Source organism: Agromyces rhizosphaerae, from assembly GCF_027925245.1.
GTDB lineage: Bacteria > Actinomycetota > Actinomycetes > Actinomycetales > Microbacteriaceae > Agromyces > Agromyces rhizosphaerae.
Genome location: NZ_BSDP01000001.1, coordinates 1,630,845 through 1,643,983, shown reverse-complemented (window position 1 = coordinate 1,643,983; position 13,139 = coordinate 1,630,845). Strand labels below are relative to the sequence as shown.

14 protein-coding genes are annotated in these 13,139 nt (G+C 71.4%); 4 read left to right on the top strand and 10 right to left on the bottom strand.

Annotated elements, in window-relative coordinates; genetic code table 11:
• The first annotated feature begins 146 nt into the window (after nucleotides 1-146).
• Nucleotides 147-518 (top strand): hypothetical protein, encoded by a 372-nt coding sequence (locus QMG39_RS07705; protein ID WP_281883714.1) that lies wholly within the window; start codon nucleotides 147-149, stop codon nucleotides 516-518.
• A gap of 42 nt (nucleotides 519-560) precedes the next feature.
• Here QMG39_RS07705 and QMG39_RS07700 read toward each other — a convergent pair whose 3' ends face one another.
• Together QMG39_RS07700 and QMG39_RS07695 are read right to left on the bottom strand one after the other, a co-directional pair.
• Nucleotides 561-1,733: an aminotransferase class I/II-fold pyridoxal phosphate-dependent enzyme gene (locus QMG39_RS07700; RefSeq protein WP_281883711.1), complete on the bottom strand. Its 1,173-nt coding sequence runs from the start codon at nucleotides 1,731-1,733 to the stop codon at nucleotides 561-563.
• A gap of 146 nt (nucleotides 1,734-1,879) precedes the next feature.
• Nucleotides 1,880-4,231, bottom strand: a complete 2,352-nt coding sequence (locus tag QMG39_RS07695) for an ATP-binding cassette domain-containing protein (protein WP_281883709.1) — start codon at nucleotides 4,229-4,231, stop codon at nucleotides 1,880-1,882.
• 74 nt (nucleotides 4,232-4,305) lie between these two features.
• Between QMG39_RS07695 and QMG39_RS07690 the strand changes: the two genes are divergently transcribed.
• Entirely contained in the window at nucleotides 4,306-5,478 is a 1,173-nt protein-coding gene (locus QMG39_RS07690; protein WP_281883706.1) for an MFS transporter, read from the top strand.
• 87 nt (nucleotides 5,479-5,565) lie between these two features.
• Here QMG39_RS07690 and QMG39_RS07685 read toward each other — a convergent pair whose 3' ends face one another.
• Nucleotides 5,566-5,985: an SRPBCC family protein gene (locus tag QMG39_RS07685; protein WP_281883704.1), complete on the bottom strand. Its 420-nt coding sequence runs from the start codon at nucleotides 5,983-5,985 to the stop codon at nucleotides 5,566-5,568.
• Nucleotides 5,986-6,235: 250 nt separating this feature from the next.
• Between QMG39_RS07685 and QMG39_RS07680 the strand changes: the two genes are divergently transcribed.
• Complete coding sequence (locus QMG39_RS07680) at nucleotides 6,236-7,018, top strand: HAD family hydrolase (protein ID WP_281883702.1); 783 nt, start codon at nucleotides 6,236-6,238, stop codon at nucleotides 7,016-7,018.
• Nucleotides 7,019-7,028: 10 nt separating this feature from the next.
• On the opposite strand, the gene QMG39_RS07675 is transcribed toward QMG39_RS07680, so the two are convergent.
• Nucleotides 7,029-8,252, bottom strand: coding sequence for a mechanosensitive ion channel family protein (locus tag QMG39_RS07675; RefSeq protein WP_281883700.1), 1,224 nt, complete (start codon nucleotides 8,250-8,252; stop codon nucleotides 7,029-7,031).
• A 148-nt stretch (nucleotides 8,253-8,400) separates the two neighbouring features.
• Here QMG39_RS07675 and QMG39_RS07670 point away from each other — a divergent pair, with 148 nt between their 5' ends.
• Nucleotides 8,401-9,372, top strand: a complete 972-nt coding sequence (locus QMG39_RS07670; protein WP_281883698.1) for a squalene cyclase — start codon at nucleotides 8,401-8,403, stop codon at nucleotides 9,370-9,372.
• Here the strand turns inward: QMG39_RS07670 and QMG39_RS07665 are convergent.
• From QMG39_RS07665 to QMG39_RS07640, 6 genes are all read right to left on the bottom strand, one after another.
• The gene (locus QMG39_RS07665; RefSeq protein ID WP_281883696.1) at nucleotides 9,369-10,589 is read right to left on the bottom strand and encodes an RNA polymerase sigma factor; all 1,221 of its coding nucleotides are present in this window, start codon (nucleotides 10,587-10,589) and stop codon (nucleotides 9,369-9,371) included. The two genes, QMG39_RS07670 and QMG39_RS07665, sit on opposite strands and share 4 nt — an antisense overlap.
• Nucleotides 10,590-10,591: 2 nt before the next feature.
• On the bottom strand, nucleotides 10,592-10,954 hold the full coding sequence (locus tag QMG39_RS07660; protein WP_281883694.1) for a YciI family protein: 363 nt from the start codon (nucleotides 10,952-10,954) through the stop codon (nucleotides 10,592-10,594).
• 152 nt (nucleotides 10,955-11,106) lie between these two features.
• Nucleotides 11,107-11,976: an oxygenase MpaB family protein gene (locus tag QMG39_RS07655; protein WP_281883692.1), complete on the bottom strand. Its 870-nt coding sequence runs from the start codon at nucleotides 11,974-11,976 to the stop codon at nucleotides 11,107-11,109.
• Nucleotides 11,977-12,046: 70 nt separating this feature from the next.
• Nucleotides 12,047-12,445 carry a type II toxin-antitoxin system VapC family toxin gene (gene vapC, locus QMG39_RS07650; protein WP_281883689.1) on the bottom strand — a complete coding sequence of 133 codons (399 nt, stop codon included), beginning with the start codon at nucleotides 12,443-12,445 and terminating at the stop codon, nucleotides 12,047-12,049.
• Entirely contained in the window at nucleotides 12,442-12,657 is a 216-nt protein-coding gene (locus QMG39_RS07645; RefSeq protein ID WP_281883687.1) for a type II toxin-antitoxin system VapB family antitoxin, read from the bottom strand. The genes vapC and QMG39_RS07645 overlap by 4 nt, the downstream gene beginning before the upstream one ends.
• Nucleotides 12,658-12,673: 16 nt before the next feature.
• Nucleotides 12,674-13,066 carry a VOC family protein gene (locus tag QMG39_RS07640; protein WP_281883685.1) on the bottom strand — a complete coding sequence of 131 codons (393 nt, stop codon included), beginning with the start codon at nucleotides 13,064-13,066 and terminating at the stop codon, nucleotides 12,674-12,676.
• Nucleotides 13,067-13,139: the final 73 nt, after the last annotated feature.

The window sequence follows — 13,139 nt, the reverse complement described above, 5'->3', positions numbered from 1 at the left end:
GGGATGCGCCGGTGCCGCCCGCACTCAGGCTAGGGCCCGCCGCATGCGCCGGCCGCCATGCGACGCCGGTGGTGTGGAGGAACGACCGGGTGAACCCTGTGTGACAGCCCTAGCCGTCGGCCGCGAACGGGCGTAGCGTTCGCCCCATGGCGAAGCTCATCGAGAACCTGGCGGAATCGGTGCCTGCGTGGGGCGCCAAGGTGGCATACGGCGAGAAGACGACCGTCGACGGGCAGGAGATCATCCCCGTCGCGCTGGTCGCCTTCGGGTTCGGCGGCGGCGAGGGGTCCGGCTCCATGCCCGAGGGCGGCACGTCCCCCGCCGGCACGGGAGAAGGCAGCGGCGGGGGAGGCGGCGGATACTCGGTGCCGCTCGGCGCGTACATCGGCGGCCCCGACGGCCTGCAGTTCCGGCCCAACGCGATCGCGATGGCGATCGCCGCGGTGCCGCTGGTCTCGGCGATCGGCGCGGGCATCGCGATGATCGTCGCGGCGTCCAAGTTCCGCCTGCCGGACTGACCCGAGGAACCGCCCGGGCGGCGCATCCGTGACGGGACGCGCCTAGCCCTCGGGCTGCGCGAGCTCGACGAAGTGCGGGATCGCCCGCTCGAGCATGTCCATCGTCGCGGTGAGCGTGATGCGGAAGTGGTGCGGCTGGTCGAACTGCGACCCGGGGAAGACGTACACCCCTCGCTCGACGAGCGCGTCGAAGAACGCGTCGCCGTCGCCGCCGGGCGCGCGCCCCCAGAGATAGAACGTGCCCTCGGGCCGGGTGATCGTGTACCCGGCGTCGGTGAGGGCGCCGTACACGCGGTCGCGGCGCCGGGTGAGTTCGGTCATGTCGATCGACACCTGCTCGAGCGCCGGCACCGCGCGCTGCATGATCGAATCGGGCCACCCCCAGCCGATCGCGAGCTGGAGCGATCCGAGCGACTCGCGCAGCTCGGCCCGCTCGACGGCCGGCACGAGCGGTGCGACGGCGAGGTACCCGAGCCGCTGGCCGGGTGCGAGCAGCACCTTGCCGTAGCTGTAGTCGATGAGGGTCCAGGGGTACGAACCCGCGGGGCTCGCGAAGCCGATGCCGTCGAAGCGGATGCGGCGGTAGGGCTCGTCCGACAGCAGCCAGATGCGGCGCCCGTGCGCGGCCGACGCCGTGTCGAGCACCTCGGCGAGCGCGTCCCACGTCGCCTTCGGGTACACGCGGCCCGTCGGGTTGGCAGGGGAGTTCACGACGACGATGCGCGTGCGCGGCGTGATCGCCCGCGCGATCGCCTCGATGTCGAGGTCGAACGTCTCGGGATCGAGCGGCGCCTCGACGGGCACGAGATCGGTGGCGCGCAGCATGGGCGCGTAGCAGAACCAGCCCGGCAGCGGGATGACCACCTCGTCGCCCGCATCCGCCAGCGCCGCGAACGCCAGCTCGATCGCGCCGAACGCACCCTGGGTCATCGCGATGTCGGCGGGCTCGAAGTCGAGCCCGAGCTCCGCGCGCAGCCCGTCGGCGATCGCCTCCTGCGCCTCGGGCCGGCTGTTCTGGTAGGCGAACCAGTCGACCGTGCGGGGCTCGACCTGCTCGCGGATCGCGTCGACGAGGCCCGGCAGCGCCATCTCGTGGGGGTTGCCGAAGGTGAGGTCGACCGCGTCGGGCCCGGCAGCGTTCGCCACCCGGGTGAAGAAGGTCATCATCGGCTCGGAGGCGTCGCGGGCGCGCCTCGCGCGGTTCGACAGGGCCATGGCGATCGACTCCCTCCGCCCGGCTCCGGGTACCCGGCGACGCTCGCCAGCATGGCAACCCGAGCATCGCGGGTCAACGGTTCGCGACCCGATCGCCCCGTTCGCGGGTCGGGAGGCGAGCGGATGCCGCGTCGCATCCGCTTCGCTCAGGCCCCCACGTACGCGGCGAGGTGCTCGCCGGTCACCGTCGATCGGGCGGCGACCAGGTCGGCCGGGGTGCCCTCGAAGACGACCGTGCCGCCGTCGTGCCCGGCGCCCGGACCGAGGTCGATGATCCAGTCGGCGTGCGCCATGACGGCCTGGTGGTGCTCGATCACGATGACCGACTTGCCGCCGTCGACGAGGCGGTCGAGCAGCCCCAGCAACTGCTCGACGTCGGCGAGGTGCAGCCCCGTCGTCGGCTCGTCGAGCACGTAGACGTCGCCGGGCTCGCCCATCTGCGTGGCGAGCTTCAGGCGCTGCCGCTCGCCGCCCGAGAGCGTGGTGAGTGGCTGGCCGAGGCTGAGGTAGCCGAGCCCGACGTCGGCGAGCCGCTCGAGGATCCGGTGGGCCACGGGGATGCGCGCCTCGCCCTCGGCGAAGAAGGCGAGCGCCTCCTCGACCGGCATCTCGAGCACCTCGCTGATGTCGCGGCCGCCCAGCCGGTACTCGAGCACCGCGGCCTGGAAGCGACGGCCCTCGCACTCCTCGCACACGGTCTCGACGCCGGCCATCACGCCGAGGTCGGTGTAGATGACGCCGGCACCCTTGCAGGTGGGGCATGCGCCCTCGGAATTCGCGCTGAACAGCGCCGGCTTCACCCCGTTGGCCTTCGCGAACGCCTTGCGGATCGGCTCGAGCAGCCCGGTGTAGGTCGCCGGGTTGCTGCGGCGTGACCCGCGGATCGCGGTCTGGTCGATCGTCACGACGCCGTCGCGGCCGGCGACCGAGCCGTGCACGAGGGAGCTCTTGCCGGAGCCCGCGACGCCCGTGAGCACCACGAGCACCCCGAGCGGGATGTCCACGTCGACCGCGCGCAGGTTGTGCTCGTCGGCGCCGCGCACCTCGAGCGCACCCGTGGCCTCGCGCACCGACTGCTTGACGGATGCCCGGTCGTCGAGGTGTCGGCCGGTGCGCGTGCCGCTCGCGCGGAGCCCGTCGATCGTGCCCTCGTAGACGACCTCGCCGCCCGCCGCACCGGCCCCCGGGCCGAGGTCGACGACGTGGTCGGCGATCGCGATCGCCTCGGGCTTGTGCTCGACGACGAGCACGGTGTTGCCCTTGTCGCGCAGACGGATCAGCAGCTCGTTCATGCGCTGGATGTCGTGCGGGTGCAGCCCGATCGTCGGCTCGTCGAAGACGTACGTGATGTCGGTGAGCGACGAGCCGAGATGGCGGATCATCTTGGTGCGCTGCGATTCGCCGCCCGACAGCGTGCCGGTCGGCCGGTCGAGGCTGAGGTATCCGAGCCCGATCTCGACGAACGAGTCGAGGATCTCGCGGAGCGACGCGAGCAGCGGGCCGACCGACGGCTCGTCGAGCCCGCGCACCCATGCGGCGAGGTCGCTGATCTGCATGGCGCACGCGTCGGCGATGCTGACGCCGTCGATCTTCGACGAGCGCGCCGCCTCGCTGAGCCTGGTGCCGCCGCAGTCGGGGCACGTCGTGAACGTCACGGCCCGGTCGACGAAGGCGCGGATGTGCGGCTGCATCGCCTCGCGGTCCTTCGACAGGAACGACTTCTGCACGCGGGGGATGAGCCCCTCGTAGGTCATGTTGATGTTGCTGAACTTCACCTTCGTGGGTTCCTTGTACAGGAAGTCGTTCAGCTCCCGCTTGGTGTAGTCGCGGATCGGCTTGTCGGGGTCGAGGAACCCCGACTCGGAGTAGAGGCGCACGTTCCACCCGTCGGCCTTGTACCCGGGGATCGTGAGGGCGCCCTCGGCGAGCGATTTCGCGTCGTCGTACAGCTGCGCGAGGTCGATGTCGTTAACCTGCCCCATGCCCTCGCAGCGCGGGCACATGCCGCCCGTGACGGAGAAGCTGCGGCGCTCCTTGGTCGTCTGCCCGCCCTTCTCGAAGGTGACGGCGCCGGCGCCCGAGACGGAGGCCACGTTGAACGAGAACGCCTGCGGCGAGCCGACGTGCGGCTGACCGAGCCGGCTGAAGAGGATGCGCAGCATCGCGTTCGCGTCGGTCGCGGTGCCGACCGTCGAGCGCGCGTTCGCGCCCATGCGCTCCTGGTCGACGATGATCGCGGTGGTCAGCCCCTCGAGCACGTCGACGTCGGGGCGGGCGAGCGTCGGCATGAACCCCTGCACGAACGCACTGTAGGTCTCGTTGATCATGCGCTGCGACTCGGCCGCGATGGTGCCGAACACCAGCGAGCTCTTGCCCGAGCCCGAGACGCCCGTGAACACCGTGAGCCGGCGCTTCGGCAGCTCGACGCTCACGTCCTTCAGGTTGTGCTCGCGCGCACCCTGCACGCGGATGAGGTCGTGGCTGTCGGCGCTGTGCATGGGCCAACGGTAGCCCCCGCATCCGACCCTCGGTAGGCTGTGCGCGTCGGCTGGCTCGAGCTCTGGGGGGAGCGATGACCTCGACCGAAGGACGGCCCCGCTCCGCGCGCCTCGTCATCGCGGTCGCGCTGGTCGGATTCTGCGGAGCGTGGAATGCGGGCAACGTCGGCCCCGTGGCATCCGTGCTGGCGAAGGACTTCGACGTCTCGCTCGCCGCGGTCGGCGTGCTCTCGGGCACCCTGTTCCTCGGGTCGATGATCGTCGGCCTGCTGTTCGCCGCGCGCATCGGGGAGCGCGTCGGCGTCACCCGCGGCATCCAGATCGGCTGCTGGGCCATCGCCGCGGGCAACCTCGTCTTCGCGGTCACGCCGATCTTCGCCGGACTCGCCGTCGGTCGCGTGCTGCCCGGCCTCGGTTTCGCAGTGGTCAACACGCTCGGCGCGGTCTGGGCGCGCCAGGTCGGCGGCGCGCGCATCCTCGGGGTGTTCGGCGGGGCGATCCAGCTCGGCATCGCGGGCGCGCTGCTGCTGGGCAGCGGGCTGAACGACCTCGGCATCGACTGGCGCGTGGGCTTCGTCGTCGCCGCGCTGCTCGCGGTCGCGGGCGCACTGACCGTTCCGGGCCGGCACGGCACGCGCGTGGCACGACCCCCGCGCGTGAAGGGCTTCCTGGGCACGGCGGTGCGCCACCTCCGGGTCTATCGGCTCGCGCTGCTGTTCACCGCGCTGTTCGGGGTGCCGCTGATCCTCGGGTCGTGGCTCATCGAGTACCTGACCACCGACGGCGACGTGCGCGCCGCGATCGCCGGCGCCATCTCGTTCCTGCTGTTCGGGCTCTCCGCCACCCTGCGCGTCGTCGGCGGCGCACTGCTGCAACGCGGCGTCCGGCACGCCTGGCTCACGGGCGCACTGCTGCTGGCCGCCGTCGGACTCGGCGCGATCGCCTTCGACCCGACGACCGCCGTCGCGTTCGGCGGCGTCGTGCTCCTCGGCTCGGGTGTCGGCATCCCCTATGCCGCAGCGCTCTCGGAGGCGGAGGATCTGTTCCCGGATGCCCCGAGCGAGCCGCTCGCCCTGCTCACCCTCGTCTCGCTGGTGCTGCCCGTCATCGTGATCCCGATCGTGGGGCAGTCGCTCGAGGACAGCAACGGGGAGTTCGCCTTCGTCGCCCTCGCGGTGTTCCTGCTCCTCGCAATGCTGGCGAACCTCAAGCGCGCCGGCGCGCCGCTGCCGGTGAAGCCCCGCTGAGCGGTGCACCCGGCCGAGACCCGTCGAAAGACTGCGCTCTCGGGCGCGAGAGCGCAGCTTTCTGACGGGTCTCGAACCTGACGGGGGTCAGTCGGTGATCAGCGTGGCGAGGCGGTCGAGCTGCACCCGGTCGGCCTCCGCGATCGACGTGCGGATGCGCTTCGCGAACGGCCGCATGGCACCGCGCACCTCGACGCGCGCGACGAGCGTGATCTCGGTCGCCACGTCGCCGATGGGCACGAGCGTGTACTCGTAGTCGGCGATCACGACCGACGCCTCGCTGTGCAGCACGAGGCGTCGGTTCTCCTGCAGCGTCGTGATGGTCGAGGAGCGCTCCCGCTCCTGCGCGGTGAACGACAGCACGGTCCCGACCTCGGTCGGCCGGTCGGGCACGAGTTCGTCGATGCCCGGCATCCACTCGTGCGCGCGCGACCAGTCGGTGAGCATCGCCCACACCTCGGACGGTGAGACGGCGATGCGTCTCGTCGATTCGAAGGCGATCGTCATGTGGGCTCCTGTCGTCAACCTGCGGCGCGGGGCATCGACACGGCCCGGACTCGACGGGGCAGCGTATCGCGCCCACGCTAGCGTGGCCGCGTGGTCCCTCGCTCGCGAGGTCCACACTCCGCCCGCGTGCACTTCGCCTGGGACCGGAGCCGCCGGTGCAGCCCATCTCGAGCGGGCCCGCCACCGCGGTGCGGAACGCGGCGCCGACGTCGCGGATGAGGTGATCACCGACAGTGCCTAAGATACGGGGATGCTCGTAGCGACCGACCTCGACGGCACCCTGGTGCCGGACGCCGGCGACGTCGTTCCCGACTACACGGCGGGCGTGCTGCGTCGGTTCGACGAGGCCGGCATCCCGGTGGTGTTCGTGACCGGGCGGCCGCTGCGCCGCATGGACGGATTCTGGCCGCACGTCGGCGCGCACGGGCTCGCGGTCGTGTCGAACGGTGCGGTCACGTTCGACGTTGCCGAGCGTCGCATCGTGTCGCTGTCGGGCATCGAGCCGGCCCCGGGCCTCGCGCTCGTCGACGACATCGCCGCCGCCGTTCCCGGCTCGTGGTTCGCGGTCGAATGCGACGACGGCGTGCGGCTCGACCCCGACTACGTGCAGACCTACACGTCCGGCCCGGTGCCGCGCGGCCCCCTGCCCGAGGTGTGGGATCGCACGGCGGTGAAGCTGCTCGTGCGGCATCCGGAGGTGGAGCCCGTCGAACTGCAGGAGCGGGTGTCGGATGCCGTCGGCGAGCGCGCGACCGTGACCTGGTCGGTCTCGGGCCTCGTCGAGATCAGCGCCGCCGGGGTCACCAAGGCGAGCGCCCTCGCCACGCTCTGCGAGCGACTCGGCGTGCCCGCGGCCGACGTCACCGCGTTCGGCGACATGCCCAACGACCTGGCGATGCTCGGCTGGGCGGGCACTGCCGTCGCCGTCGCCGACGCGCACGAGAGCGTGCTCGCTGCAGCCGACCGGGTGGCGCCGCCGTGCCGCGAGGAGGGCGTGGCGCGGGTGCTCGAGGAGCTGCTCGACCGGGCCTGACGCGGCCAGGTCAGCGCTCGACGCGCTCCCCGTCGACGTAGACGGCGCCTTCCGGGGCATCCGTGCCGTGCCCTGACTGCTCGGCGCTCGGCAGCGTCACCGCGCCGGTCATCTGGTGCGCCCGCTCCTCCGCCTCGGGCGAGCCCGAGAAGAGATGCCCGGTCTCGTTCGCGCGGTGCTCGCGGTCGGCGCGCATCGGTTCCTCCACCATCTGCACGCGCGTGACCGGCAGCGCGGCCACATCGCGGGCGAGGAACCACTCGACCATCTCCTCGCGCACGAAGCACCGCAGGTCGTAGAGCGTCGGGGCGTCGACCGCGGTGACCAGGATGCGGATGCGCACGTAGCCGTTCACGGCATCCGTCACCTGCAGCACCGACGCGCGGCCGTCCCAGAGTTCGGTGCGACCGAGCACGTCGTCGAGGTGCCGCCGCATCTCGCCGGGGGAGACCCTCCAGTCGAGGTCGAACTCGATGGCGCCGAGCAGCTCGCTCGACCGCCTCGTCCAGTTCTCGAACGGGGTGGTCGTGAAGTACGTCGACGGCAGCACCAGCCGGCGGTCGTCCCAGATGTGCACGACCACATAGGTCAGCGTGATCTCCTCGATCTTGCCCCACTCGCCCTCGACGATGACCACGTCGTCGACGCGGATCGCATCGGTGAAGGCGAGCTGCACGCCGGCGAAGATGTTCGCGAGCGTCGACTGGGCGGCGAGGCCGGCGACGATCGAGGCGAGGCCGGCGGATGCGAGCAGGCTCGCGCCCACGGCGCGGACGCCGTCGAAGGTGAGCAGGATCGACGCGACCGCGATCACCCAGACGAGCACGTAGAGCAGGCGCCGCACGATCGTGAGCTGCGTGCGCACCCGGCGGGCGAGCCGGTTGTCGGCCACGTCGATGTCGTAGCGGCCGATCACGCGCTCGAACGCGAACGACAGCAGCGCGTTCACGAACCACGCGCCCGCCGCGATCGTGGCGATGAGCATGAGGTGCCAGAGCCCCTGCCGCCAGTCGACCTCGGGGATGCGCACGACGACCGTCGCGATCCAGAGCGCGACGATGACGACGAGTACGCGGAACGGGTGGCGGATGCCCCTGATGAGCGCCCCCGCGGCCGGATTGCGCGCGGCGATTCCACGGGCCACCACCGCCACGACGACGATGGCCGCGAGCGCGATGATCAGCGCGACGACGATGGACAGCCCGAAGCCGAGCCAAGGTTCCCAATCGAGCACGGGGCCCTCCTTCTGTTCGTTCGAGAAGGGGCCAGCGTAGGCGCGGGATGTTTCATCGACGTGGCGGTCACCGCACAGCTCGCGCACACTCTCGTGTGGGCTTCGTGTGTACGGGTCGGGCGTCGCCGGGCGGGAGTAGTGTGCGCGCATGGCGACGGATGCGGCCCTGCTCGACTGGCTCCTCGACTCCGACCCCGCCCTACGCTGGCGGGTCGAGCGCGATCTCGCGGGCGCGCCCCCCGAGGTGTGGGAGGCGACGCGGGCGAGGGTGGCGACCGAGGGGTTCGGGGCAGAGCTGCTGGGCCACCAGGACCTCGATGGTCAGTGGGCCGGCGGCGCGTACTTCCCCGCCGGCTTCTTCGGCAGCCCGGAGGCCGACGAGCCGGGGCAGCCGTGGGTCGCGACCACCTGGTCGCTGAAGGACCTGCGCGAGTTCGGCGTCGACGCGTCGCTGCTCGACGGCACCGCCGAGCGGCTCGCGGCGAACAGCCGGTGGGAGTACGAGGACCTGCCGTACTGGGGCGGCGAGGTCGACGTGTGCATCAACTCCTTCACGCTCGCGAACGGCGCCTGGCTGGGCGTCGACATGTCTGCGCTCGCTCGCTGGTTCGTCGACCACCGCCTCGCCGACGGCGGCTGGAACTGCCAGGCGGAGGAGGGCGACTCGGTGCGCTCGTCGTTCCACTCCACGTTGAATGCCCTGCGCGGCATGCTCGCGTACGAGCGCATCACCGGCGACGCGTCGACGCGCGAGGCGCGGCACGGCGGCGAGGAGTACCTGCTGACCCGGCGGCTGATGTTCCGCGAGTCCACGGGCGAGCAGGTCGCGCCGTTCGTCACCGAGTTCCTGTACCCGAACCGGTGGCGGTACAGCGCGCTGGCCGCGCTCGACTACTTCCGCGATGCCGCCGAGCTGCAGGGGCGGGCACCCGACCCGCGCATGTCGGATGCCATCGACTCGGTGCGCGCCGCCCGGCAGCCCGACGGCACGTGGCTGCAGGCCAAGCGCCTGGCGGGTCGCACGTGGTTCGACATCGACGTGCCCGAGGGCGAGCCCTCGAAGTGGCTCACGCTCATCGGCACGCGCGTGCTCGACTGGTGGGACGCGGCAACCCCTTAGGCGCTCGGGCCCGCGAGCCGCTCGGCGGCGACGCGCCGGATCGCGCGTCGTTCGGCCTCGCTGTCGCAGGTCTCGAGTGCGCGGTCGAACGCCTCGCGCGCGGCATCCGCTCGCCCAGTCTGCGCGAGCATGTCGGCGCGGGCCAGGTGGAAGTAGTGGTACTGCTCGAGGTCGGATGCCACGGGCTCGAGCATCTCGAGCCCCGCATCGCCGCCCTCGGCGAGGAATGCGGCGACCGCCTCGTTGAGCGTCACGACCGGTGACGGCTCGAGCGTGCCGAGCACGGCATACAACCTGCGGATGGTCGCCCAGTCGGTGTCCTCGAAGGTGGGCGCTTCCGCGTGCGCGGCGGCGATGGCCGCCTGGAGGGCGTACGGTCCGACCCGGCGCGACCGCAGCGCGCGCTGGAACAGACGCCGCCCCTCGTCGAGGGCGTCGGCGCTCCACAGCGACCGGTCCTGGTCGCTGAGCAGCACGATCTCGCCGTCGGCGTCGAGCCGTGCGGGCCGGCGCGCGTCGGTGAACGCGAGCAGGGCGGCGAGCCCCCAGGTCTCGGGTTCGTCGGGCATGAGGTCGCAGAGCGTGCCGGCGAGCCAGCGGGCCTCGTCGCACAGGTCGCCGCGGATCAGCTCGCCGGTCGGCGAGGCGTGCCCCTGCGTGAACACGACGTAGACGACCTTCAGCACGTCGTGCAGCGAATCGGCGAGGTGCTCGCGCTCGGGCACCTCGAACGGGATCTTCGCGGCCGCGATCTTCTTCTTCGCGCGCACCAGGCGCTTCGCCATGGTCGCCTCGGCCACGAGGAACGACCTCGCGATGTCGGCCGTCGGCAGGCCGACCACGTAGCGCAGGGTCAGCGCGACGCGCGCGGGCTCGTCGAGCGCCCGATGGCAGCATCCGAAGATCATCGCGAGCAGGTCGTCGGTGATCGCGCCGCGCTCGCGTTGCGGCAGCTCGAGCGCCGCGCGCACGTCGTCGACCCTGCGGGCCCAGCGCAGGTCGCGGCGCGCCTGGTCGATCGCCCAGCGGCGGGCGACCGTCACGAGCCACGCGCCGGGGGAGTCGGGCGTGCCGTCGACCGGCCAGCGCTCGGTGGCCATGGCGAACGCGTGCTGCGCCGCGTCCTCCGCGAGGTCGAGGTCGCCGAGGTCGGCACGCAGGGTCGCGACCAGGCGCGGCCACTGCGTGCCGAACACCTCGGCGACGTCGGCGGGCACCGTTAGCCGGCGAACGCCGTCACGTCGAAGATCGCGCGGATCTCGACCGACCCGTACCCGATGTTCGGCACCTTCTCGGCGTACGAGATGGCGGCGTCGAGGTCGTCGACGTCGATCACGTAGTACCCGCCCAGGTACTCCTTCGTCTCGGCGAACGGGCCGTCGGTCACGACCGTGCCGCCGTCGCGCACGCGCACGGTGGTCGCGGTGTCGACCGGCTGCAGCGCCTCGCCGCCGACGTAGACGCCGGCCTCCTTGAGCATGTCGTCATAGGCGAACCACTCGCCCATCTCGGCCGCCTCCTCGGGGCTGCCGGGCTGCGGGCCGGCGTCGGGAGCGCTGGTGAGCAGGAGCATGTACTGCATGGGAGTGTCCTTCCCCTCGTGGGCTCGCCTGTTGCGACCCCTCACCCACATGACGAACACCAGTCGACCAGATGGACAGGGTTGACGCATCAGTTGCGAGAAATCTCGAGTGAGCGGATGCCGCTCCGCCGGCGTCGGGCGGCGTTGACGGGTCACTCGAAGAGCGGGCGCCCTTCGGCCATGCGGAGCCTCACGTCGTCGAGCACGTTGGTGAACAGGGCGGCGCGTCGCCGCTCGGGCATCCGTCGGATCACCCAGGCGACCGTGCGCGAGAAGCGGCGGAACTTCCGGGCGTGCTTCTCGGTCCAGGGCAGGTGCATCTGCTCGCGGAGCTGCGGGGGGAGGCTTCCGGCCGTGATCAGCTCGCGCAACCGCACGATCGCGCGCCGCGGCGGCTTCGGCAGGTACTCCAGGCGCATCACGCTGGTGAGGTAGGCGCGCACCGAGTCGTCGATGTGCGCGCGCTCGAGGCCGTCCTCCCAGTAATTCTGGAAGGCCGCTCGGTCGTCGGGCCACATCTCGGCGGGCATCTGCAGCATGCCGCCGAGCACCACGCTCTCGGCGTACATCGCGGCGCGGGTGGCGTCGTCGAGCCCGCCCCACACGGCCTCGTAGGCGTCCTCGAATCCGATGTAGAGGCACGCGGCGACCCAGCGCTGCAGTTCGGGGTCGAAGGCGTTGTAGGCGGGCTCGGCGCCCTCGGGGGAGCGCACCTGGGCGTGCGAGCGGTTCGTCGCGCGGCGGAACGCGGCGCGCTCCTCGGCGTTGCCGAACACCGCGACCGCGAGCAACCCGACGGTCGTGCGCCGCCGCCGCTCGGGGTCGCGGAAGAGGGCGGACTCGACCTTGCTGTCCTTCACGCCGTACCCGACCGCCGGCCACGACAGCTGCATGATGATGTTCGCCGCGCTGCCGACGGCGATGAACGGCGTCGCCGCCTTCTGCAGCGTCGGCGTGGGGAGTGCGTCGAGCCACTCGCGCTCGGCGCGCCGTGTCGGCGCGTTCGTGTCTTCGATCGTCATCAGGTCGCCCTCCGGTGGCGTCGTGGCACGTTCGACGCTAACACCGGATCGGCGATAAGTGAATGCTCATTCACGCAGTTCGCGTGCGCAATGGGCTGATCTGGGCAAGGAACTCGAAGTCGCGGTCCCGGTGCAGCACAGTCAACCCTCGACGGAGCGCAACCGCCGCGATGAGGCAGTCGACGAGGCTTCGAATCGGATGGCCGTTCCGGCGCGAGGCGACGGAGAGCTGCGCCGCCGCACGGTAGTCGAGCGGACCGTCCACCGGCACGACCGGCAGGCCGTTCACGAGCGCCCCGATGCTCCGTTCCAATTGCGGCGAGGTCGCGCCGGCGAGCAACTCCATGACGATCGGCTCGGTGATCGCCACCTCGGTACCGGACCCGATCGCTTCGGCGAGCTCCGCGACGACAGGGTCGTCGGTATCGCGAAGGAACTCGATCCAAGCCGACGTGTCGACGAGGATCACTGCTCGCGCCAGGGGTCGTTGTCGTCGCGGATCTCGTCGACGTCCCCGCCCCAGCCGCTCCCACGCAACCCCAGCAGCGCCTCCGGGGTGAGCTGCACCCCGACCAGTCGGCGCAGCGCGAAGTCGACGGCTTCTCGCTTCGTCGACAGATCGAACCGATTCATCGCTTCGGCGATGAGCTCATCATCGATGTCGATATTTGTGCGCGTCATACACCAAGGATACACCTTACGCTGAAGCCAGCGGCGTCAGCACCTCGACGCGGTTGCCGAAGCCGTCCCTCGCGTGGAAGCGCTCGTACCCGCCGAAGGTCGTGCGTTCGGACCACGAGACCTCGAACCCCATGCGCGCCACCCGCTCGCCGAGCGCCTCGAGCTCACCCACAGAGTCCAGCACGAGCGCCGGGTGCGCCTTCTTCGCCGCGATGAACGGGTCGTCGACGCCGAGGTGGATCTCGGCGACGACGGTCTCCCCGTCGAACGCCCGGAACCAGCATCCGCCCCGCCCTGCGAGCTCCGCGGGCTTGTCGACCTCGACGAGTCCGAGCGCGTCCGCGTAGAACCGCCGCGCGACCTCCTCCTCGCCCCGCGGCATCGACACCTGCACGTGATGCAGTCGCATTCCACCCTCCCGAGATGTCTCGACGTCGAGATTCTTCCACGAGCCGTCCACGCTCGTCGCGGGCTGGGGAGAG

What these genes read in the sequence shown, in the direction of transcription:
- QMG39_RS07705 (WP_281883714.1), top strand. Translation starts at nt 147, where the DNA reads ATGGCGAAGCTCATCGAGAACCTGGCGGAATCGGTGCCTGCGTGGGGC.
- QMG39_RS07700 (WP_281883711.1), bottom strand. Translation starts at nt 1,733, where the DNA reads ATGGCCCTGTCGAACCGCGCGAGGCGCGCCCGCGACGCCTCCGAGCCG.
- QMG39_RS07695 (WP_281883709.1), bottom strand. Translation starts at nt 4,231, where the DNA reads ATGCACAGCGCCGACAGCCACGACCTCATCCGCGTGCAGGGTGCGCGC.
- QMG39_RS07690 (WP_281883706.1), top strand. Translation starts at nt 4,306, where the DNA reads ATGACCTCGACCGAAGGACGGCCCCGCTCCGCGCGCCTCGTCATCGCG.
- QMG39_RS07685 (WP_281883704.1), bottom strand. Translation starts at nt 5,985, where the DNA reads ATGACGATCGCCTTCGAATCGACGAGACGCATCGCCGTCTCACCGTCC.
- QMG39_RS07680 (WP_281883702.1), top strand. Translation starts at nt 6,236, where the DNA reads ATGCTCGTAGCGACCGACCTCGACGGCACCCTGGTGCCGGACGCCGGC.
- QMG39_RS07670 (WP_281883698.1), top strand. Translation starts at nt 8,401, where the DNA reads ATGGCGACGGATGCGGCCCTGCTCGACTGGCTCCTCGACTCCGACCCC.
- QMG39_RS07660 (WP_281883694.1), bottom strand. Translation starts at nt 10,954, where the DNA reads ATGCAGTACATGCTCCTGCTCACCAGCGCTCCCGACGCCGGCCCGCAG.
- QMG39_RS07655 (WP_281883692.1), bottom strand. Translation starts at nt 11,976, where the DNA reads ATGACGATCGAAGACACGAACGCGCCGACACGGCGCGCCGAGCGCGAG.
- QMG39_RS07645 (WP_281883687.1), bottom strand. Translation starts at nt 12,657, where the DNA reads ATGACGCGCACAAATATCGACATCGATGATGAGCTCATCGCCGAAGCG.
- QMG39_RS07640 (WP_281883685.1), bottom strand. Translation starts at nt 13,066, where the DNA reads ATGCGACTGCATCACGTGCAGGTGTCGATGCCGCGGGGCGAGGAGGAG.